The organism is uncultured Desulfosarcina sp. (assembly GCF_963664155.2).
Lineage (GTDB): Bacteria > Desulfobacterota > Desulfobacteria > Desulfobacterales > Desulfosarcinaceae > Desulfosarcina.
The window spans coordinates 4,639,208-4,661,420 of the sequence record NZ_CAXXXH010000001.1 but is presented as its reverse complement, the minus strand read 5'-3'; the positions used below and the strand labels follow the sequence as shown (position 1 = coordinate 4,661,420).

20 protein-coding genes are annotated in these 22,213 nt (G+C 55.3%); 9 read left to right on the top strand and 11 right to left on the bottom strand.

From position 1 onward, the window contains the following. Nucleotides 1-3 precede the first annotated feature (3 nt). From ACHZBS_RS21260 to ACHZBS_RS21245, 4 genes are all read right to left on the bottom strand, one after another. Entirely contained in the window at nt 4-945 is a 942-nt protein-coding gene (locus ACHZBS_RS21260) for a bile acid:sodium symporter family protein (protein ID WP_319408513.1), read from the bottom strand. Nucleotides 946-1,020: 75 nt separating this feature from the next. Then, nucleotides 1,021-2,748 (bottom strand): thiamine pyrophosphate-binding protein, encoded by a 1,728-nt coding sequence (locus ACHZBS_RS21255; protein ID WP_319408512.1) that lies wholly within the window; start codon nt 2,746-2,748, stop codon nt 1,021-1,023. 82 nt (nt 2,749-2,830) lie between these two features. After that, on the bottom strand, nt 2,831-3,667 hold the full coding sequence (locus tag ACHZBS_RS21250; RefSeq protein WP_319408511.1) for an SDR family NAD(P)-dependent oxidoreductase: 837 nt from the start codon (nt 3,665-3,667) through the stop codon (nt 2,831-2,833). Nucleotides 3,668-4,043: 376 nt separating this feature from the next. Next, complete coding sequence (locus ACHZBS_RS21245; protein WP_319408510.1) at nt 4,044-4,613, bottom strand: YbhB/YbcL family Raf kinase inhibitor-like protein; 570 nt, start codon at nt 4,611-4,613, stop codon at nt 4,044-4,046. 122 nt (nt 4,614-4,735) lie between these two features. Here ACHZBS_RS21245 and ACHZBS_RS21240 point away from each other — a divergent pair, with 122 nt between their 5' ends. The 5 genes from ACHZBS_RS21240 to speB all read left to right on the top strand — a co-directional run bounded on the left by ACHZBS_RS21240 (nt 4,736) and on the right by speB (nt 7,950). Further along, a complete protein-coding gene (locus ACHZBS_RS21240; RefSeq protein WP_319408509.1) occupies nt 4,736-5,008 on the top strand; it encodes a hypothetical protein in 273 nt (90 codons plus the stop codon). A gap of 87 nt (nt 5,009-5,095) precedes the next feature. Beyond that, nucleotides 5,096-5,869, top strand: a complete 774-nt coding sequence (locus tag ACHZBS_RS21235; RefSeq protein ID WP_319408508.1) for an alpha/beta fold hydrolase — start codon at nt 5,096-5,098, stop codon at nt 5,867-5,869. Next, on the top strand, nt 5,866-6,606 hold the full coding sequence (locus tag ACHZBS_RS21230) for a haloacid dehalogenase-like hydrolase (protein ID WP_319408507.1): 741 nt from the start codon (nt 5,866-5,868) through the stop codon (nt 6,604-6,606). Before ACHZBS_RS21235 ends, ACHZBS_RS21230 begins: the two co-directional genes overlap by 4 nt. Further along, nucleotides 6,584-7,072: a prolyl-tRNA synthetase associated domain-containing protein gene (locus ACHZBS_RS21225; protein ID WP_319408506.1), complete on the top strand. Its 489-nt coding sequence runs from the start codon at nt 6,584-6,586 to the stop codon at nt 7,070-7,072. Before ACHZBS_RS21230 ends, ACHZBS_RS21225 begins: the two co-directional genes overlap by 23 nt. A gap of 32 nt (nt 7,073-7,104) precedes the next feature. Then, nucleotides 7,105-7,950 (top strand): agmatinase, encoded by an 846-nt coding sequence (speB, locus tag ACHZBS_RS21220; protein WP_319408505.1) that lies wholly within the window; start codon nt 7,105-7,107, stop codon nt 7,948-7,950. Between the two features lie 100 nt (nt 7,951-8,050). Here speB and ACHZBS_RS21215 read toward each other — a convergent pair whose 3' ends face one another. From ACHZBS_RS21215 to ACHZBS_RS21200, 4 genes are all read right to left on the bottom strand, one after another. Continuing rightward, a complete protein-coding gene (locus ACHZBS_RS21215; RefSeq protein ID WP_319408504.1) occupies nt 8,051-8,608 on the bottom strand; it encodes a response regulator in 558 nt (185 codons plus the stop codon). Nucleotides 8,609-8,675: 67 nt separating this feature from the next. Next, nucleotides 8,676-9,488, bottom strand: coding sequence for a HAMP domain-containing sensor histidine kinase (locus ACHZBS_RS21210; RefSeq protein ID WP_319408503.1), 813 nt, complete (start codon nt 9,486-9,488; stop codon nt 8,676-8,678). A 32-nt stretch (nt 9,489-9,520) separates the two neighbouring features. Continuing rightward, on the bottom strand, nt 9,521-11,863 hold the full coding sequence (locus ACHZBS_RS21205) for a PAS domain S-box protein (protein WP_319408502.1): 2,343 nt from the start codon (nt 11,861-11,863) through the stop codon (nt 9,521-9,523). Nucleotides 11,864-11,890: 27 nt separating this feature from the next. Further along, complete coding sequence (locus tag ACHZBS_RS21200) at nt 11,891-12,337, bottom strand: amino acid-binding protein (RefSeq protein WP_319408501.1); 447 nt, start codon at nt 12,335-12,337, stop codon at nt 11,891-11,893. Nucleotides 12,338-12,490: 153 nt separating this feature from the next. Between ACHZBS_RS21200 and ACHZBS_RS21195 the strand changes: the two genes are divergently transcribed. Beyond that, nucleotides 12,491-12,829: a hypothetical protein gene (locus ACHZBS_RS21195; RefSeq protein WP_319408500.1), complete on the top strand. Its 339-nt coding sequence runs from the start codon at nt 12,491-12,493 to the stop codon at nt 12,827-12,829. Between the two features lie 83 nt (nt 12,830-12,912). Here ACHZBS_RS21195 and ACHZBS_RS21190 read toward each other — a convergent pair whose 3' ends face one another. Then, nucleotides 12,913-15,552: a response regulator gene (locus tag ACHZBS_RS21190; protein ID WP_319408499.1), complete on the bottom strand. Its 2,640-nt coding sequence runs from the start codon at nt 15,550-15,552 to the stop codon at nt 12,913-12,915. 94 nt (nt 15,553-15,646) lie between these two features. Beyond that, nucleotides 15,647-17,608, bottom strand: coding sequence for a response regulator (locus ACHZBS_RS21185; RefSeq protein WP_319408498.1), 1,962 nt, complete (start codon nt 17,606-17,608; stop codon nt 15,647-15,649). 352 nt (nt 17,609-17,960) lie between these two features. Here ACHZBS_RS21185 and ACHZBS_RS21180 point away from each other — a divergent pair, with 352 nt between their 5' ends. From ACHZBS_RS21180 to tdh, 3 genes are all read left to right on the top strand, one after another. Beyond that, nucleotides 17,961-18,980: a GGDEF domain-containing protein gene (locus ACHZBS_RS21180; RefSeq protein WP_319408497.1), complete on the top strand. Its 1,020-nt coding sequence runs from the start codon at nt 17,961-17,963 to the stop codon at nt 18,978-18,980. Between the two features lie 157 nt (nt 18,981-19,137). Next, on the top strand, nt 19,138-20,328 hold the full coding sequence (locus ACHZBS_RS21175) for a glycine C-acetyltransferase (RefSeq protein WP_319408496.1): 1,191 nt from the start codon (nt 19,138-19,140) through the stop codon (nt 20,326-20,328). 30 nt (nt 20,329-20,358) lie between these two features. Further along, nucleotides 20,359-21,384 carry an L-threonine 3-dehydrogenase gene (tdh, locus tag ACHZBS_RS21170; protein ID WP_394708049.1) on the top strand — a complete coding sequence of 342 codons (1,026 nt, stop codon included), beginning with the start codon at nt 20,359-20,361 and terminating at the stop codon, nt 21,382-21,384. Nucleotides 21,385-21,526: 142 nt separating this feature from the next. Here tdh and ACHZBS_RS21165 read toward each other — a convergent pair whose 3' ends face one another. Beyond that, entirely contained in the window at nt 21,527-21,997 is a 471-nt protein-coding gene (locus ACHZBS_RS21165) for an alpha/beta fold hydrolase (protein WP_319408494.1), read from the bottom strand. Nucleotides 21,998-22,213 lie beyond the last annotated feature (216 nt).

The following is a 22,213-nucleotide window of genomic DNA, read 5'->3' as shown; positions in this document are numbered from 1 at the left end:
TGATCACAGGCGGCACGCGGCATCATACGTCGCTTCTCCGGCAGGCAACTGCCGGCGGGTGAAAATAAACGCCGTGGTCAGGCCGGCAATGATGTGCCACACCCCCCACCAGGCCACGAGAATGGCCATGCCGCCCAGACCGTCGAAGAAATTGAAAACCAGCACCAATCCCAGCGCCGAATTCTGAATGCCGACCTCGAGGCAGGTGGCGCGGGCATCCCGCTCCTCAAGTCCGGCCAATCGCCCGGACCAGTACCCCAGGTTCAAGGCCAGGGCATTGTGGACAAAGACTGCAAACATGACGATGCCCACATAGCTGAGAAAGTTTTTCCAGTTGGCCGCCAATGCGCCACCGATAATCAGGATGAAAAATATCAGGGAGAATATCTTGAAGGGGCGGCGCACGCGGTCGGCCAGGGTGGGGAAAAACCGGGCCAGGATCTGCCCGAGGATCAGCGGGATGCCGAGGATGACGAATACGGTAACAAAAACGTCCACGGGACTGAGGCTGACTTTGCGTAAAATTTCCGCGGTGGCCGGGTTGAGGCTGCCCCAGATGGAAAGGTTCAGCGGAGTCATGAAAATCGCCGCAATGGTGGAAATGGCCGTCATGCTTATGGATACCGCGCAGTTGCCCTTGGCCAGATAGGTCATGATGTTGGACAAATTGCCACCCGGGCAGGCGGCCACCAGTATCATTCCCAGAGCCATGGAGGGGTGGGGTTTTAAAATCAGGGTCAACAGGAAAGTAAATGCCGGCAGCAGAATGAACTGGGCCAGCAAGCCGATGCCGGGGGCTTTGGGAGACACCAGGATACGCTTGAAATCATCGAGTTTCAAATCCAGTGAAACACCCAGCATCATCAGGCCGATGGCCGCGTTGATCGCCATGAGCCCCTGCGGATTGAAGTTGAGCCGGACCTGATCGATGGCGAGCGGTTCCATGGGGGTTCTCCTTTTTTTGAAAAGACCGCATCGGGATTAACCAAAAGCCCCGATGCGGTCAGTCGAAAATGATGTTCACATCTTGCCCGATCGCGCCGCCGCCCACAACCAGTTGCCCGGCGGATCCACATTGGCATCGGGATCGACGACCACATGAATCACGGCGGGTTTTCCGGAGGCCACCGATCGCTCCAATGCCGGCAGGATCTCTTGAACAGTTTCCACGAATTCACCGTGACACCCCATGGCCGTGCCCACCTGATCGTAGCGGACCGGTGCATGGTCATGACCGAACCAGGCGGCTTCACGCCCGAACTGGCGCTTCTGGGCACTCTTTTCCATACCAAAGGCGCCATCCACGGCAACGAGGATGATGACGGGCAGATCGTTGCGCACGGCGGTTTCCAATTCCTGGATGTTGAAACCGAAGGCGCTGTCCCCGGTCACACAATAAACCGGCCTTTCGGGACAGGCCAGCTTCGCGCCGATGGCATATGGCAACCCGGTACCCAGGTGGCCGTAGTTCATCGAGTAAATCACCGAACGCGATTTTTTGGCAACATGATAATGCAGGTCCCACAGGGGCGTGTTACCCCCGTCCATCACGAAGATGGCATCGTCGCTGAAAAAGTCGTTGCACACCTTCAAAATCTGACCGGTCAACATGGGCGTGCGCGCCGTGTCGGCCATCGCATCATCCAATTCCTTTTGAAACTGATCCTGTAGGGCCCTGAGTTCGGCGATTTTAGCATGATGGGGGCGCTGTTGGGTCAACTGCCGCACTTCATCCAAAAGCTGCGCCAGTACAAGTCGCGCGTCACCGATCAACGGAACGTCGGTGGGCCGGTTGAGTCCGATGTTGGTGGGCTCGGTGTCGATCTGGATCAGGCGCTGCTTGTCCGGTTCCCCAAACATGGGCGGCCGGCCCCACATATTGAGTTCACCCAGCCGTGTCCCCACGGCCAGCACGAGATCGGCCTGATTGTTGGCCACGATGCGGGACATGCAGGTGGGATGAAAGCAAAGGGGATGGTCATCGGGGATAATGCCGCGGGCCCGGACGGTATGGGTCACCGGGCACCCCAGATAGTCGGCCAGTTGCCGGACTTGATCGCCGGCATCGGCGCGCTCAGACCCGTTCCCGCAGTGAATGTTGACCAGATCCGCGTTCACCAGCATTTCCGCCGCTTGTTTAACGGACGCGGGGTCTGCCGGCATAGGTTCAACCACCCGATATCGCTGGGGGGCAATAATGGCCACACCGGCATCGTCACCCTTTTGGGAGATGATATCCTCCGGGATGAGGATGTGGGTGGGGCCGGGTCTTCCCGACATGGCCATGCGAAAGGCGTGTCGGACCATATCGGGAATCCGCTTCCAGTGATCGACCTTTCCGTTCCATTTGACCGCGGGCTTGAAAACGTCCAGATGGTGGCTGACCTGCATGCCTCCCTGGTGGACATATGAATCGGAAATGTCGCTGCGACGCGTCGTAGTGATGGCCACGACCGGGCTGCCTTCAGCCTGGGCGCACATCATGCCGGCCACCAGGTTGGCCGCCCCCGGACCGGCACAGGCCATGACCACCGCCGGTTTCCCGGTCACTCGGGTGAATGCATCACAGGCATGGGCGGCAGCCGCTTCATGACGCGGAACCACCAGCCGCATATTCAGTTCATCGCCGAGCCGCTCCAGGGCTTCGATCACCATCATGTAAGTGCCGTCGGTAATGGCGTTGATATGACGCACACCTTCGGCATGCAGACACCTTACTAACAGTTCCCCTCCGGTTATTTCAGCCATGATCCCTCCAGAATACCTCTTTTGATTTGATTTTTAACAAGTTCGCCCCTCTCGGATAATTACCCTTGGTATCACCCGGATGCTATAACTCCATGAGTTGCCCGCCGGTAATGTTGATGGCCTGCCCGGTCATATAGGAAGCCCGGTCCGAGGCCAGGAAAACCACCAGGTCCCCTACTTCGTCCGGATGGCCGATACGGCCCAGGGGGATGGTCTTGCACATCTCTTTCTCCCTTTCTTCTATAGTTGAACCGAAGAATTGAGCCTCCAAGCCGAAGCGCCATTTTTCGAGGTCCGTGGCAATCTGCCCCGGACATACGGCGTTGACCCGGACGCCGTTGCCGGCCAATTCAGCGGCCATGACCTTGGTGAGCATGATCACGCCGGCCTTGGCCACGGCGTATGCTCCGTTAAACAAAGCCGGGACCTTGCCGGCGCGCGAGGCCGTGTTGATGATGGCACCGCCAGTTAAAATCATCATGGGAAGCAACGCGCGGCTCACCCGGAAGACGCCGTGAAGGTTCACGTCGATGGTCTTCATCCATGCGGTTTCATCATAGGTGTGCACGGCATTGGGCACGCCAAAGGAGGCACCGGCGTTGTTCACCAAAATTTGGATTTTTCCGAACCGACCGGCGATGGTTTTCACCATCCGGGCGATACTGTCGGGGTTGGTCACATCCAGATTGACGGCCAAGGTTTCGACACGGTAGGCTTGAGCGATTTCACTTGCAATATCAGCCATTTCACTTTCAATTCCAGCCTTAACCACCAATTCCGGGTCCGCACTCACACCCAAGTCGGCAATCACCACATTGGCCCCTTCGGCAGCCAGTTTACGTGCCACGGCATAACCGATACCGGAACGTTTACCGGAACCGGTCACCACAGCGGTTTTCCCGGTAAGCAGGTTTTCCATATTCCCTCCTGATCGTTGGAATAAAGCAAAGGTGGTCGGAATCAGAAACAAATCATGTCGAACGACGTTCGATAATTGACCACTAATCTATTTACGAGTCGTGGTCAACGAAATTTTTCGGATTATTGCACCTTGCCGCATCGATGGGCCGACAAAAGGATTTGCCGGCAATTGCCTCAACCCTTGCGGGCTTGTCACCATAGGCTATCGGTTGATCGCGAAGTCGTAGGAAACTCCGCAATCTGAACCACTGCCGCGGTGATAAAAGAAGGGATAACGCCGAATTGCAGCATGCTGGACTTCCGGAAGATTTTTAACCCTGGCGCATGTAGCCAACTACCACTCTCATAGCCATCTTATAAGTGGCGCCGGCCCGTCAAGGACGTTTCTGATAGGTCCCCACCAGTTCCGCTTGTCCAACAACATGCCCCTTCATAGCCGATTCGACGATCGCTTTGGTTGGGTTTTTCAATTCCGGCAGCACCATATCCAGGGCGTATAGTTTGTGGAAATAGCGATGCCGCCCGACGGGCGGACAGGGGCCGCCGTATCCGGTGCGTTTCCAGTCATTCAGGGCCTCCCGGGTGCCCGATGGCAGATCCGAGGAAGTAGCGCCCTCCGTCAGCCCGGCAGCGTCCGGGGGGATGTTGTAAAGCACCCAGTGGACCCACGTCATCCTCGGTGCTTCAGGGTCCGGGGCATCCGGATCATCCACGATCAGGACCAGGCTTCTGGCGTTCCCGGGCACCCCTGTCCATTTCAGCGGTGGGGCGATATCTTTTCCCTGACAGGTGTATCTGGCAGGAATTTCTCCGCCATGGGTGAATACACGGGATGTGATGGATAGGGTCATGGTTTCCTCTGCGCAGGGCCGCTCAACGGCCCAATTAAGGTAGGCAAGAACAAGGAAAAATAGAAATCGGATCAGTGGGGCAATTCTTTGCATGGCAGATCTCCCTTGACAGTGTCGATTTCAAAACGCCCCATTTCGCCCAATATCGGCGTTGGGCTCACATTTCAATCCTCAACCTATCGCGGCTACGCCTGCGGTTGAAATGATCGTCCGCCTTGATATTGACCGAACTAAGACGTTTTGAAACAGGCTCTGGCGAGGTTGAATATAAACACAAGCACTTTGTTGGCAGGACGAAAAAAAATAAAACTTTTTCAGCAATATTTCAATTCAGAAAAATCATTGAACCGATTACCGATTTGGGGGTAAAAGGGATGTTCGGCCAATTTTGCCCCACAAACCTAAAGATTCAACCGGTTGTTAACAGACGTCATGAGCACAGGCAGGGCGAAGCCAAGTTCGGCGTGAAAACGCGTGATTTTATTTAATCGACAAGCATGTTGGGCCGGGGTCATGAAGACGGTGAAACCAGGCGCAACAGCTCATCATCAACACCCTACAGGAAAACGGAAAACATGATTGCACGCAGACAGAACGGCATGGCTTTTCTGGCCGGTCAATGGCCCCTTGACCCGGATCGGCCGACGCTGGTGTTCATCCACGGCTCCGGCCAGCAGGGGAGTTTCTGGCAGGCCCAGGTCGACGGCCTGGCCGAAGCCGCCAACACCATTGCCGTGGATCTGCCCGGGCATGGCAACAGCGAGGGTGATGGATTCCGGACTGTGACGGACTATACCCGGTCGGTTATGGGCTTCATCGATGCCGTCAATGCCCCCGCCCCCATTCCCTGCGGATTGAGTCTGGGTGGAGCCGTCGCCCTTGACCTGTTGATCGATCAGGGTCATCGGCTCAAGGCAGGAATCCTGGCCAATACCGGCGCCCGGCTCAAGGTGCTGCCGATTATCATCGAAACCATTGAAAACAATTACGCCGATCACCTGAAAGGACTCATTGAATTTGCAGTGGCCCCTGCCAATCAGGAAGACGAGGAGGTCTGCCGGAAAGTGTTGGCCTGCTCGACCGCCGGTCCACTGGTCACGGCCAATGATTTTCGCGCCTGCAACGCCTTCGACGTGATTGATCAGGTGTCCCATATCCATGTGCCGGTGCTCGTTCTCAGTGCCGTCCACGACGCGTTGACACCGGTTAAATATGCCAACTGGATGGCAGCCAACATCGACGGCGTGCGTCATATCACCATCGATGACGCGGGTCACATGTCGCCCATTGAACAGCCCGACGCATTCAACGCGGCTATCTTAGGTTTCCTGGGATCCCTGGACCGGTGAGCGGCACCTCCTCCCATAACCGTCCCGTGGCGGTTTTCGATTTCGATAAAACGCTCATCGACAGCGATGTGGCCTATCATTTCCTCAACACCGCCATCAAGGCCAGCAAAGTCAGACGAATGGTGGTCGGCATGCTCACACCGGTACTGCTGCCGTTTTTCCTGATTCGACCAACCCGAATCATCGCCATGAGCATGATGATGTGGATCGCGACCTTCCCCATTCAAGGCAAAACACCGCGGAATGTTTTCGGCTCCTTTGCGCCCCGCGTATGGTCGCCCCCCATAAATGCCCGGTTCTACGATGAAGGGTTGAACGCCCTGGCGGCTCACCGCCGGTTAGGCCACCGGCTGCTGATCATTTCCGGCTCTCCGCAGGAACTGGTCAGGCAAGTTGCCCAACCCGTTCTGGAAGGTGATATCGAAATCATCGGCTCACCGATTGCCCCCTTTCTGGGCGGACTCATTTACCGCAGCTACTGCATGGGGATCGGAAAAATCCAATTGGCCAGGGAACTGGGCGTGTTGGACAACTACTGGGACTATGGCTATTCGGACAGCGCAACAGACATCCCCCTGCTGGCCCACTGCCGCCACCGCTTTCTGGTCAATCCCGACAAAGAAACGATCAAACGGACAAAAGCGGCACTCGGCGACCGCGTTACGATATTGAAGTGGACGATTACGAAAAATAAAACCTTAAGGAAAGGAACCCATGGAGATCTACGAATACCTTGACACCCACGGCATTGAATACGAACGGCACGACCACCCCCCGGTCTTCACCTGCGAAGATGTGAATCGCCTGGTTCCGGCGCTCCCCGGAAGGAAGACTAAAAACCTGTTCATCTGCGACAACAAGGGCAAACAGCACTTTCTCGTGACCGTTCCTGATGAGAAGTCGGTGGACTTGAAGTCCTTCGGGGAGGCCCTGGCGGTTAAAAAGCTCAGGTTTGCTTCGGCGGACCGCCTGAAACAGCATTTGGCGCTCGATCCCGGAGCGGTGACCATCCTCGGTGTGATAAACGACGAGACCCGTCAGGTCCGCGTCATTGTGGACAAAGCCATTTGGGAAGCTGACGCCCTCCAATGCCATCCGCTGGTCAACACGGCCACCCTGGTAATTACCCTGGACCATATCCGCAAGTTTCTCGACGCCACCGGCCACGAGGCCACGGTAATGGATGTGCCGGCCCGTGATTGAAATTATATCAACCCGCAAAGGGCATTTTTATAATGATCGACAACCCGGAAAACCTTCTCAACACTGAACTGATGCCGGATACGGTAGCCTTAATCGGTATCCCCTTCGACGAGTACTCCAGCTTTTTGCGGGGGCCGGCCAAAGCCCCTTCGGTGATCCGGCAGACGCTGCATAACGGTGCCTCCAACTTGTTTGCCGAAAACGGGGTCAATCTGGACACGCACCCGCTGTTTCGTGACCTGGGAGACTTGGCACTTCCCTGCGGCGAGGATGCCATTGCCGCCATCGAGAGCGCAATCGGGCGGCTGGCAGCGCAAAAGGCCCGGGTTCTGGCACTGGGCGGGGACCACGCCATCACCTATCCGGTGGTTAGCGCATTGACCCATTTTTATGACGACCTGACCATTTTACACCTGGATGCCCACCCGGATATCTACGACAGATACAATGGCAGCCGTTTTTCGCATGCCTGTCCCTTTGCCCGCATCATGGAGACCGGACGCCTGAAGCGGCTCGTCCAGGTGGGCGTCCGGGGCATGAACGATGAACAGCGCCGGCAGGTGGACAAATTCGGGGTAACCTGCATTGAGATGAAAGATTACCGGTCCAAAAACCCCATCGCGTTGGAAGGGCCGCTCTACCTCTCGCTGGATATGGATGTCCTGGACCCGGCCTATGCGCCGGGCGTATCCCACCATGAACCCGGCGGGATGTCCACGCGCAAGGTCCTCCGGCTGATTCAATCCATTAGGTGCCCCATCGTGGGAGCGGATATCGTGGAGGTTAATCCAGATCGGGATGTGAACGGCATGACTGCGGCGGTGGCCGCCAAGTTCTTGAAAGAAATCGCCGGGATGATGCTTCAGCAAGGGCGATGAACGAATAGGATTTGCCAGAGGGATAGGAGACGGAGGTCAGAAGCCTGGTCGTCATAAATCAGTTGTTCGACCTCGGTCCTCTAACCTCCGGCGGCAGTTCTCATATCCCCTTATCCAGAAGCCGCTTGTCGTGCTTCAGACGTTCCTGAATTCCCCTGCCGACCTCCCAGTTGCGGGAAAAATCGGACCAGAAGGTTTTGTCTTTCGCCTTCCAGTCCGGTCCGAAACGCTCGTCGAAATAAGCCCCCAGCCGGTCGAAAAGCAGCTTCCAGGGCGGTTTGCCCGCCGCTTGTGCGGCCAGCAGTTCCTCTAAAAGGTCGTCCAGCTCGGCGAGGGTTTCTTTGGGCAGGTAAGAGATCGCCCCCTTGCGGATGGACGACATGAGCGTGTCCGGGTTGACGGCATGGGCGGTGAGCATCACCGTGGGAATCCCCCTGGCCACCGTCTCATCCAGCAGTGCCAGACCGTTGACGCCCATGATGTCTAAAATGGCCAGGTCGTACCGGCCGGTTCGAATCTTCTCCGATGCCGTTGCGTAATCCCGAGCGCTGTCCACGTCAGCCATATCCAGAATATCTTCGATGGTCTCCAGGATGTCCGCTTCGTCATCCACCGCCAGAATACGTTTGCCATTCAAATGGGCCTTATTCTCTGCCATGGGGTCCCTTTCTTTTCCTAACGGTTGATACGGTTAATAACCCAATGATGAATTCAAGCTAAAGGAATTAAAATATTTTTTCAAACTTCAGCGGGAGTGTGAAACAAAAGGCCGCGCCAGCGCCAGGATGGCTTCTCACGGTGATGTCCCCGCCCAGGTGGCGGGCCAGTATCCGCGCACCGGCCAGCCCTAAACCGTGACCGGTCCGGGATAGCATTACGCATGCCTTGAGTCGGGTATACCGCTGGAAGATCAACTCCCGGTTCTCTTTTTCCACCCCTGGCCCATCGTCGAGCACGTCGATAACCAACAGGTCTTTCCGGCAGTCCATTTCAACTTCCAACCGTTGGCGCCGGTGCTGGAGACCGTTTTTGATGAGATTGCCCACGATCTGCCTGAATTTGGCCTCATCCTGGCACAGTTGGACACAGCGGGCGTCATCGGAACAGGTGAAACGGATACCGCTTTGTCTCAAAACGGCCGTCCGCTCCGCTCCGGGGCCGACGTCCTGAAGCGTTTCCCAAAGACCAACATCGGATGCTTCCAGCGCTTCCAGGAACACCTCGTCGACCGCTGAAACCGGATCAAACCGGCAGCATTGAAAGCATCCGGCATCGGACCGGCCCACCTCCAGAAGATCGGCAAGCAGGTTGCGCGCCTTTTTTGAATTGCGCAGGGCCCGTTTCAGTGTCTTCTCCTGACGATTCGTCAGCAGACCGTATTTATCGGGCTTTTCCAGCAGCATGCGAACGGCGGTTTCGATGACCGATATGGGATCTTTAAGCTCGTGGATGAGAAATTCCACATTGATTTCGCGAAAAAACTCCTCGTCAACGGCCCCTCCCATACGGTTCTCTTTTTCGATTGATTCTTCAGTCATAATTCACGGTTGGTGATAATTGCAGCGTTATCTCAATTATTTATTTTTTTGCCATCCCCCAAGCGACAAGCCAGATTCACTTGGTTTGAAGGCAGAAATCGGATCTGCATGGTGGTGCCCCCCGATGCGTCACAGTCCGCGGGGTTGCTGCAATGATTGCATCGATTAATGGCGCCCGGACACAGGTCCCTGTCGGACGGGATATATCGACACCGCCGGGATATCATTTTCGTATCAAACCGGTATCGCTCGGAGAAAATGGAGATTCGCAGCAGATCAAACCCCCTTCCGCCGGCGTTGAAGTCATAAGGCGCTTTGGAGGCATAGTTCATGGCATCACCGGTAGCGAAATAGTGGTTGAAGATCATCTGCTGTTTTTCCGCCGTCACACCCACACCGGTGTCCTGCACTTCGAAAACAGGCCCTTTTTCCCCGGTGCGCACCACCACCGTCACGCGTCCTTGGTCCGGGGTGTTTTCGATGGCATTTTTTACCAACCCTTCCACAATCTTTTCCATCACTTCCGCAGGAACCAGCACCGGAGCCACCGGTTCCAAACGGATTTCCATCTGAATGTAACGGTGGGCAAATCGTGGCTTCAGGAGTTCCAAATGTATTTTCACCAGCTGGTCCAGGGCGATATCCGTGCAGGGAATTTCCGCACGACCAAACTCACGGTCAATGGCCTGCTGGATGACCTCCGGCACCCGGGTGCTGCCCGGCTGCGCTTCGGCCAGGGTAACCAGCATGTCACGACAGGCCTCCAGGAGAAAGGAGAGCATGCCATGGGCCCGGTAGTCCTGCTCCCTGAGCATGTCTCCGATTTCGTACTGCATGTCCAGCAGCCGCTGGAGGTTTCTCCGCGCCCGCGCCATGATCTTTTCCAGAGCCTTGTCCGGTCCTCCTGGAAGCCGTTTTTCCAGCAGTCCCAGTGAAGCGGAAAGCACCGAAAGCGGTGTTTTCAGTTCGTGGGAAAGATGGTGGATCACCTGCTCCTTGGCACGGTTGAGCCCGCGCACATTTTCGTAAGCCCGCTGAAGCGCCTCGTTGATGCGGGCATTTTCTATGGGCAGGGCGACCAGGTTGGCCACGGCTCCCAGAAGATCTACGTCGCCGCTGTCAAAGGCGCCTTCAGTCTTGTTCACCGCACACAGGACGCCGATCATTCGCTCCTGTATTCGGAGAGGCACGTCCAGCATGTTTTTCGTATGGAATTGCGCCTGTTTGTCCACCTGGTCATAAAAATAAAGACTCTTGGCCGTATCGGAAACAATCAGGGGCTCTCCGGTCCGGTATACGTGCCCGGCCACGCCCTTGTCCATGGGGAACCGGATCTCCTTCATCTTGCTGCCGGTCTTGCCGTCCTCATAAGCCGCTACAGGGATGTAGAACTCCTGTTCCTGCTCATCGATGAGGATGACCATGGCCCCGGCAACCCGGATCAGCTCCTGGACCTGGCGGGTGATATACTCCAGCATGCGATCCAGCCCGGGAAAGCGGTACAGGGCCTGGGCAATGCGAAAAAGGGCCTGGTTGATCTGCTCGGCGCGCTTCCGGGCGGTCACGTCACGCAGGGTGATGACCTGGCCCGCCGGGTTATCTTCGGCATCGTAAAAGATGGCCCCGTCGACCACGATGTCCAGAACCCGGCCGTCCTTGGTGAACCGGCGGGTTTCGAAACCGTGGAGCACTTTTTCTCTGAACAGTTTTTTAATTCCTGCCCGTGTACGGTCCTTTTCGCTGTCGGGAACAAAGGGGATGCGCTTGCCTTCCAGTTCGGTCAAGGTCCATCCGAAAACCTTTTCGAAGGCGGGGTTGAGGTAGGACACCGTACTGTCCATGTTGAAAACAAAAACCGGATCGGGCAAAAATTCCAGGAAGGCCCGGTACCGTTGTTCAGCCCGGAAGCTGGACTGGAAAAGCTCTTGGGCTCGCCGCTGAGATGCCTCCAGCTCCTGCTGATCGGCTATTTTCTGGGTGACGTCCCGGGCGACGCCCTGAAAACCGGTCTTTTTGCCGGACCGGTCCACAATGAGGCTGACCGATATTTCAAGGATCCGCTCCTGGCCGTCCTTCCGGATGATTTTCCAGATGATTTCCGACGGGATTTCACCGGCCTCGTAGAGCCGGTTGAAGAGGGTGAAGGCGTACAGGGCATTCTCCGCGTCCATGAATTCGCTGAAGTTCCGCCCCTGGATCTCAGCAGCCGTATAGCCGAAGATACGGCACAGGGCATTGTTGAAAAAGCGAAAATTGCCCTTCAGATCGGTTTCATAAAACCCGTCCGCCACATCTTCCAGAAAGACCCGGAACCGGTCCCTGAAAATGTCATCGGCAATGCCCGGAGGATCGGAATTCGGGGGGACGTCGGTCATGAGTGCAGGTATCGCGGAACCGGACGATCAGTCCGAGTTTTCCAAAATGCCGAACTGCTTGGCATCCAGAAGGTTTACGCCATTTTTCTGCATAACGGCGATGGCCTTGTCATTATCGGAAAACCGGAAAATCATGACGGCCTGCTCCCGGCTCTGCCGCAAAAAGGCATACATGAACACCACCTGAATGTTGGCATCCAGAATCGGTTTCAGGACGCCGGCCAATTGACCCGGCCGGTCCTCGATTTCAGCAGCCACCACATCATTCACCATGGCAGGAATATGCATCTCCATGAGCAGTTGGCGAGCCTTGGCCACGTCGGAGACCAGCAGTCTCAGTTGTCCGAAGGCGCCGGTGTCTACCAGGTTCAAGGCTCTGAGATTGATTCCCGCATTCCCCAGTGCATGGGTGACTTCGTAAAGACGACCCGGTGAATTTTCGATGGACACCACGATCTGTTTGAGTTTTAGCATGGCCTCCTCCCTTACGTGTATTACCTGGTGTCGGCCGCTATCGGGGGTATCGGGAAAGCAGTTTGACACCAAGCCATGAATATTGTTATTTTTATCAGGACATTATTAAGGATAATGCGTCTGTTCTGTCAAGACTTATCAATAGGTGAATCCATGAAAATAAGGCTCATGCCAATCCTCTGCTGTCTGTGGTGGGTCATACCCGCTGCCTCGGAAGCACTGACCGCAAATGAAATCCTGCAGCTCAAACAGAACGGTGTTTCCGAGGAGACCATTCAGATGATGCTGCAAAGCGAGATGCAGGCCCAGTCCCAAAAGGGATCTTCTGAGGGGGAAACCATGGGTATCAAAACCATCACGCGACCGGGTGGCCAGCCGGCCATTGTCTATTCCACCGGAAGCGGTGGCCATGACGTCCGCGACGCTGACGAACGCCTGAAGGAGGAACAGGCCTGGGAAATGCTGCGTCACGTCATTGTGGATACGCGATAAACGGAAAACAGGGCTCGGAGGACCGAGGACTGAAGATGTCAGCGTTTGTCATTCTTCCGTCCTCAGACAACCGACCTCAGTCCTCATTGTCCTGATACGCGGGTCACCATCTGTTTGAGCCGCCGCTCAAACTTCGCCAGTTCATCGGCCAGCCGTCGGCTCAGGTCCTGGGCCGTTTCAAACTGCTCCTGATCCGCCAGCAATTCCAGTTGTCTGGCCGCATCCGCAGCACCATCGACCTGAAAATTACGGGCCATCCCCTTCAGGGCGTGGGCCGTCCGGCTTAACAACGCACCATCTTCTTCCGCGATGGCTTTATTCACCGTCTCGACCATGGGCGGATAGTCCGCGATGAACATGTCGGCGACATCCTTAAAAAATGCGCCATCGTTGTTGAATGCCTCGAGGAGCGCGGCCAGTTCACCGGCATCATCCGCCGATTCCAAGGGTTCGGCCGCTGAGGCCGATCCCGCTTCGCGCACCGATAGCGGCACTACCCGGCAGATGGCTTCCAAAAGCGTGGAAGAAGAGATGGGCTTGGACACATAATCGTCCATGCCGGCTTCAATGCATCGCTCCCGGTCACCTCGCATGGCATGAGCCGTCATGGCAATTATTGGCACATGACGGCTGGTGTGCTTTTCCAGTTCACGGATCCGTGCCGTGGCGGTGAGGCCGTCCATTTCAGGCATTTGAACATCCATCAGCACGAGATCAAAATCCTGCTTGGCCAGGGTTTCTATAGCCAGCCGGCCATTTTCAACAATGGTTGCCCGGCATTGCCAGCTGTCCAACAAACGCCGAATATACTTCTGGTTGAATGGCGTATCTTCGGCAACAAGAATGTTGAGCGGAGGCAGTGAGGGTTTCTGGTCGGAACCGCTTTCGTCCTCCCGTTTTTCAGTAGACATCTTCTCCATGGAAAGGACTTTGGTGATAGCATCCAGCAGGTCCGACGGACGGATGGGCTTGGTCACCACCATACCGACGTCCGCGTCATTGAACCGGGCCGTCTCTTTGGCAGCGGCGGTGGTGGTAAGCATCAAAATGATCCGAGCGGCATGTCCGCCCTCTTCCTTGATTTGTCGAACCAACGACCGGGCATCCGACTGGGGAAGACCGGAATCGATCAAAGCCATATCGAAACCGACACCCCCTTTTCCCATTTTTTTCAGCAGCGCGTTTCCCTCCGCTGCCGATGCTGCCGGTTTCGGAACCATTTTCCAGCTGGTGAGCATCTCGCACAGTATTTTCAGATGGGTGGCATTGTCGTCGACCACCAGTATTCGCAAACCGCTCAAATCGATCTCATCCGGCACCTCGGCGCCAACCGCTCCCTTGGATTCCACATCGAAGGCAATTGTGAAATGAAAAATACTGCCCTTTCCCAGTACGCTTTTGACACCAATCTGCCCGCCCATCAGGTTGACCAGTTGTGCGGATACAGCCAGCCCGAGACCCGTGCCGCCGTATTTTCGAGTGGTGCTGCCGTCGGCTTGCCGGAATGCCTCGAAAATCAATACCTGCTTGCCAGTGGGAATTCCCACCCCGGTGTCTCTCACCGCCACATGCAGCATCAGCCGATTGCCTTCCAGGGACTGGCATTGGGCAAAGACGATTATTTCCCCGAAATCGGTGAATTTGAGTGCGTTGCCGATCAGGTTGAGGAGCACCTGACGGAACCGGTGATGGTCACCCACCAGCCGGTCCGGCACGTCGGGGGCCACCCGGTAGGCCAACTCCAGGTTTTTCTCATGGGCCTTGACGGCCAGAATCTTGAGCGCCTCTCCTAAAAAATCCCTCAGGTTGAAAGGGGATCGTTCCAGTTCCAGCTTGCCCGCTTCGATTTTGGAGAAATCGAGGATATCGTTGATGACCGACAGCAGGGCATAGGCGGCAGATTGAACAACCTTGAGGTCCTCCTGCTGCTCTCGGGAAAGCGACGACCCGAGCAGCAGCTCAACTAAACCGATGATGGCATTCAGCGGCGTTCTAATTTCGTGGCTCATATTGGCGAGAAATTCGCTTTTCGATCGGCTGGCTGCCTCGGCGGCCATCTTTTCCTGCTTCAATGCGTCGGCTTGGCGCCGGCGCGTCACATCCCGCAGAATGCCACGATATCCATCCGGCTGCCCGTGGGTGCCGTCAATGGGAGACACAGAGGTTTCGACCCATCGCCTGGCGCCGTCTTTCCTCACAATGACAAACCCAAGGTCCTTTATGGCCCGCCCCGTTCGAGTCACCTTGTCAAATGAGCCAAGCACCTTTTCCGTTTCCGCCGGCGTCAGAAGCCGTCGATAATCTAGCTGATGCAGCTGTTCCGCCTCGTACCCGGTAATCTTTCGGAAAGATTCATTGAAGATCGTAAACTGGCCGGTGGAATCCATTTCAAAATAGCCGTCTTCGATGTTTTCAATGATGGTGCGGTGCTTTTCTTCGCTCCCGGCCAGTGCTTCATCTGCCTTCTGGCGTTGGCGGATGGTGTAACCCACGTGGGAGCCGAAAATCATGAAAAAACACAGCACCAGCAGCCGGCTCAACACCTCGTTTAATCCAGGATTAAAAAATTGATGGATAAAAGTACCGTTTTCAGAGGTCAATGCAAAAATAAGGGAAGCAACCACCCAGTAGACAAAGGCCACCCCCAACCCCAACAGGAGCATGCTGTCCGCCAGCCGTGCCGCACTGGTTCTTTTCTTTGGATTGAGAGATACCCGTGTCACTTTACCGGAATTCCTGTCCTCATGGATATTAGCCATTAGCGCTTCGTTCGTCACCCACGCTGCAAACCACGGGGAATAAAAGTTTTTTTGCAGATTAGTGGCGGACAAGGATTGCTTTGATCTTCTGGGCCAGTTGATTCAGATTATAGGGTTTTTGAATAAACCCGTCGCACCCTTTCTTCAGGATGGATTCGGCCTGCCCCTCAATGCTGTATCCTGAGGAGAGGATCACGCGGACGTCAGGCCGTGAGGATTTGATGCGATCATAGACAACCTCACCGCCCATATCCGGCATAATCAGATCTAAAATTAACAGGTCAATACGATCCTTGTTTTCATCGAATACGCGAAGGGCTTCTTTTCCCCCATTGGCAAGCAGTACTTCATAGCCGAGTTCATTGAGCATGGCCTTGTCGGCATTGAGGATGTATTCTTCATCGTCCACCACTAGAATGGTTCCCGACCCTTTTTCAGGAAGTTTGCCAGAAGAAATGACCCGCACCTTGTCCTTCTCTTTGGGCCTTTGAAGAATTCGGGCTGCAGGAAGATAAATGGAGAAGGTGGTTCCTCGGCCCACCTGGCTGTCCACCGTGATGATACCCCTGTGATTTTTGATGATACCGAATACTGACGCCAATCCCAGACCGGTGCCCTGCCCCATGGGGCGAGTGGTGTAGAAGGGTTCGAATATCCGCTCAATGCTTTTTCCGTCTATCCCCGCTCCGGAATCGGCCACGTCGATTCTCAGGTAGTTTCCCGGTGTCAGGTTGTAAGGTTTAACAAAGGAATCCTCCAGGATGGTATTAGCTGTGGAAACCGTCAACGTGCCCCCATTGGACATGGCATGCCAGGCGTTGACATAAAGATCCATCAAAGCCAGTTCGATCTGGGCGGCATCGGCTTCCGCCATGGCCAGATCCTCATCCAGGCGCTGTTCCACATGAATTTCTTTCCGGGTCCGGGCAAACATGTTTGAAGATTTTTCAACGATATCGTTGACATCCTCCAGACCCAGGGAATAACGGCCGCCCTTGGCAAAGCTCAGCAGTTGACGGGTCAGTTTAGCTCCGCTATCGATGCAGCGTTCGATGCCCGCCAATTCATCGTACCCGGGATCACCCATCTTTTTGTCCTGGATTAAAATGGAAACATTCCCCTGAATCCCCATCAACAGGTTGTTGAAATTGTGGGCAATCCCTCCAGCCAGATTGCCGATGGCATCCATACGCCGGACATGCTGCAACTGGTACTCCAGATCCCGTTGATCAGTGACATCGGTGAGCAGCAAGATGGTCGTGTCTGCCTCCGCCTTCACCGGGAAGCTGCGAATGACAATCTGCCGTCCGTTGAGTTCAAGGGGATGGGTCAGCCCAACCACCGGCATTGTTTGCGCGCCCCGATTCATCAAGGCGTCGATACGACTTTTGAACGCGTCGTCAAACAGTTCCTGGGGCTTGGCGGACAGTAGATTTTCTAAAGGAACGGAAAAAAGCTTCACCGCTGCGGAGTTGGCGTAGACCACACGTCCCGTATACACCTCGACGATGCCCTCGTTCATGCTCTCCAAAATGGTCTCCAGATGGCGGTTACGCCCCAACAATTCCTTGGTCATGCGCCGGGCATAAACCGGAATGCCGCTGACTGAAGCAATGCCGAGAATTTCGTGTTCTGAAATCAATTTTGACGGATCGTTGGAATCCTTAATGGCCGCCAGTACATGTTTGCCCATTTGGCCGAAAGGTCCCTTGGCGATGCAGGCGTTCACACCGATTTTCCTGAAATCCAGGTCCATTTCAGCCACGGCGGCAGAAATGATCACCAGGTAGCAGTTCTTCATATGCTCCATGGTTCTGATGATCTGGCACAGCTTGTCTCCGCCGATCTTGGGAATAATCAAATCCACGAATACGATATCCGGTTCGAAGGTGGTCAACAGGCTCAACGCACTCAGACCGTCTTCGCAGGTTTTCACCTCATGACCTTCGCCCTCCAGCAGATTTGACAGAAATTTCAAAATCATTCGGTTGTCGTCGACCACCAGTATTTTCTTTTTCATGGGTTTGTATCCTCTATGTGTGCCGCCGGGAGCATGATCGGAAATGCGACGATATGACCGGAATCGGTGACCCCGCTGACAGTAGCATACCTGAACAGCTTGATGGATAAAGTTCTTTCAGGTCAACCGATTATGCACAGGCGGCCTGTGACGGTCAAGCAAATTATCGCCATATCGAAACCGTTGCCGGCACCGGTTTTTAATTGACAGTTTTTCTCTGTCCTTCTAAATAGGGATCATACCTCAAATACGAAAACCATGGTCGGCATGTTCGCATCTTGCCAAACGGATTTGCCCACTGGCACGCCCCGAAAAAATGCAGCCGATTCCTGTGCAGAAAGAAAATTATATTATGCAATATGATGATACCATTGATGAATCACGCCAGTATCTGCGTCTGACCCTGGAACTGATCGGCAAACATGGCCTTCCCACGGACCCGCTGAACTACTGCATCTGGTATGAGTATGCATCCGGGAAAAACGAGGCGCTTAACGAAGCCATAGACAAGCATCTGAAAAGCAGCGGTGCCTTTTCAGAAGAGATCAGCCGGCAGATTTTTGATCAGCACATCGCCGGTGGCAAGGAAACCGTAACCACCCTGGTTCGGGAGGAATTGAAAAAGGTCTTTACCGAAATCATCCTCGCAATCAAAACCACGAACCGAAATTTTTCAGCGTCTGAGAACAATCTGGAGACCATCCATGAATCGCTGGTTCCCAGCCTATCGGAAGCGGATGTGGAAAAAATAGTCAGTCAGATCAAACATGAAATTAAAAATTTGGAGTCCTCCAGCACATCCTTCAAGGAGCAGCTCCAGCAAGCGACCCAGGAAATCGATCAGCTGAAAATCAAAATGGCGCATTACCGGAGTGAAGCGCTCAAGGACCCGTTGACCCGAATTGACAATCGCCGGGGATTTGAGAAAAAGCTGAACGATGCCGTCAATAGAGTCAACACCGCCGTGACCTCCCTTTGTCTGATCATTGCCGACATCGATCACTTTAAGAAAGTCAACGACACCCACGGCCATCTGGTGGGAGACAATGTACTCAGGATGGTCGCCGTCACCATCAAGGAATCCATCAAAGGTAAGGATCTGGTCGCCCGCATAGGTGGTGAAGAGTTTGCCATTCTGCTGCCTGATACGCCTTTTGAAGGGGCTATGAAACTGGCTGAAGATATGCGCCTCACCTTTGAGCGGCTCGACTTGAAAATAAAGAATACCGGAGAGAGCCTGGGAACGATCACCCTCTCCTTTGGGGTGGCCGTCTACAAAAAAGATGAAACCGCCGAAGCTTTCGTACATCGGGCAGATGACGCCCTGTACCGTTCCAAAAATACGGGCAGGAACAAGGTAATCGGCATTTAACGGTTGCCCGACCAAGGCTGGAATCACCCACGCAGACCATAGCCGGCCCTGATCCCCATCTTCACCCACGTGAGGATCGCCAAAAGATAGATTACGCTTTACCCTATCTGTTTTTTTAAGCATGAATGAAAACCAGTCTGAAATGGAGGTCAACCCCATGCACCCACGTCTGTTGGATCATCTGTCCGGTGAGATCGACATATTGAGAAAAAACGGGCTTTACAAAGATGAGCGGGTGATCACTTCCGCCCAGCAAGCCGCCATTACGGTAGACAGTGGAAAAACCGTTCTCAACTTTTGCGCCAACAACTATCTGGGACTGTCCAACCATCCACAGCTGGTGAAAAAAGCGCAAGCCGCCCTTGCCGCCTATGGTTTCGGCATGTCCTCGGTTCGTTTTATCTGCGGCACCCAAGACATCCACAAAACCCTGGAATCCAGAATCAGCAGCTTTCTGGGCACCGAAGACACCATTTTATACAGTTCCTGCTTTGACGCCAACGGCGGCCTTTTCGAAACCTTGCTGGAAGAAAAAGACGCCGTAATCAGTGACGCCCTGAACCATGCGAGCATCATCGACGGTATCCGGCTATGCAAGGCCCGACGCTTCCGCTACCGGAACAACGACATGGCCGACTTGGAAGAACAGCTCAAAGCTGCCGCCACCAGCCGCTTCCGTCTCATCGCCACCGATGGCGTCTTTTCCATGGACGGCGTCATTGCCGATCTGAAAAGTATCTGCGATCTGGCGGACCGCTACGATGCCCTGGTGATGGTGGACGACTCCCATGCCGTGGGTTTTATCGGTGAACACGGGCGGGGAACGCCGGAATACTGCGGGGTAGCCGACCGGGTCGATATCATCACCGGCACTCTGGGTAAGGCACTGGGCGGTGCTTCGGGGGGATATACCGCCGGCAGGAAGGAGATCGTCGCCTGGCTGAGGCAGCGCTCCCGGCCCTATCTGTTTTCCAATTCCCTGGCACCGGTCATCACTGCCACGTCTATCGCCGTACTGGACCTGATCGAGGAGAGTTCGGACCTGCTGGTTCGACTCAAGGAAAACAGCCGCTATTTCAGGCAGAGCATGCAGGCGGCGGGATTCACCCTGGTACCCGGCCAGCACCCCATCATTCCGGTGATGCTGGGAGACGCCGTGCTGGCCCAGCGATTAGCGGCCCGGATGCTGGAGGAGGGCATTTATGTGGTGGGCTTCAGCTTCCCGGTAGTGCCCAAGGGTCAGGCCCGCATCCGCACCCAGATGTCCGCCGCCCACACCCGTGAACACCTGGACCGGGCAATTGAGGCCTTTATCAAGGTGGGCAAAGCGCTTGACATCATCCCTTAAGAGAGGAAGGCAGGTGATCGCATGGAAACCATGAAAGCCATTGTCAAGCTGAAACCCGAAACCGGTATCTGGATGGACGAGGTGCCTTTCCCGAGCATCGGTCACAACGACGTGCTGATCAAAGTGCTCAAGACGGCCATCTGCGGAACGGACGTTCATATCTACAACTGGGATTCCTGGTCCCAAAAAACCATCCCCATCCCAATGACCATCGGGCATGAATTCGTGGGCGTCCTTACCGAGATCGGCAGTGAAGTCAGGGGGCTGAAAGAAGGGGACCGGGTGTCGGCCGAAGGGCATATTACCTGCGGTCACTGCCGCAACTGCCGGGCCGGCAAGCGCCACCTGTGCCGCAACACCATTGGCGTGGGGGTCAACCGGCCCGGATGTTTCGGCGAGTACATCAGCGTACCGGCATCCAATGTCTTCAAAGTACCGGACACCATCGACGACGATATCGCCGCGATCATGGACCCATTTGGCAATGCTGCCCACACCGCCCTCTCCTTCGATCTGGTGGGCGAAGATGTACTGATCACCGGAGCAGGCCCCATCGGCATCATGGCCGTGGCTATCGCCAGGCATGCGGGGGCCCGACATATAGTGATCACCGATGTCAATGATTATCGGCTGAAGATCGCCCGCCTCTTGGGGGCTACAGCGGCCATCAATGTGACCCAGACGACCATTGCCGACACGGTAAAGCAATTAGGCATGAAGGAAGGTTTTGATGTGGGCCTGGAGATGTCCGGCAACGTACAAGCCTTCAGGGACATGCTCCAGGCCATGAATTATGGTGGACAGGTCGCCATCCTGGGCATCCCTGCCGGCGAAGTGTCTTTAGACTTGACGCAGATCATTCTCAAGGGACTGAAGATCAAAGGCATATACGGCCGTGAAATGTTTGAAACCTGGTACAAAATGACCAGTATGCTCCAGAGCCACTTGGATATATCGCCGGTGATCACCCACCGGTTTGGTGTGGACGACTTCCGGCAGGCTTTTGACGTCATGCGTTCCGGCCGGTCGGGTAAAGTGATTATGGACTGGGCATAATTGGTGAGAATACCCCATATTCCAGGAAGTAGGCCGTCTGGGCAATCACCTCCGTGTCGTTCATGATAAAGCCGTTGCTCTTGTGAACCCAAAAAAATCAGTCATTTAGGCCAATCGGGCGCCCTCCACGGAAAACTTTCCATCATCCGGTCCCGGTACCCGGGAGGAAAACCAGGGTTCCAGGGTACTGTCTCCGGCAATGATCCCCACCGGCACATCTATCGGGCCCAGGCGATGGGGAAGGGAAGCCGCTGTCGTCCCCGGTTCTTGGCCCGCCGGCCCCATGCCAGCGGTAAAGAAAGAAATCCTTCATCAGCTCGGCGATTTCGCTTCCCTGGTTGGGCGGACTGAGCATCACCACCCGGCTGACCGGCGGCAGTCGATGCACTTGCAGGTATTGCCGAACCAGAATCCCGCCCAGCGAATGCGTGACGAAATGAATGGGCGCAGACGGGTGGTCTAATCGACAATGCCGGACCGTTTCAGCGACGATCCCCCGGCTGAGCGTTTCGATGCTGGCCTGGGTGGACGGATCGTCCAGGTTGACCACCCGATAGTCCTTATCCGCCAGATGTTGGGCCATCGTTGCCATGGATCGATGGGTACGCCCCATGCTTCACCGGCAGCATAAAATCATTGAAGCGGTAGCACGCATCACCGGCCTGGACAGGCGAACGGCGAAAAAGCACATCGGGGAGGGCAAACGCCTGTTTGCAGCGGACGACGGATAAAGCGCAGTTTCAAAATCCTTCAAGGAAATCAGAAGATTCGCGGCAGGACAGCCATGCAGCAGTAACAAAAACGGACGCGGCCCACAGGCCTGCGTCCG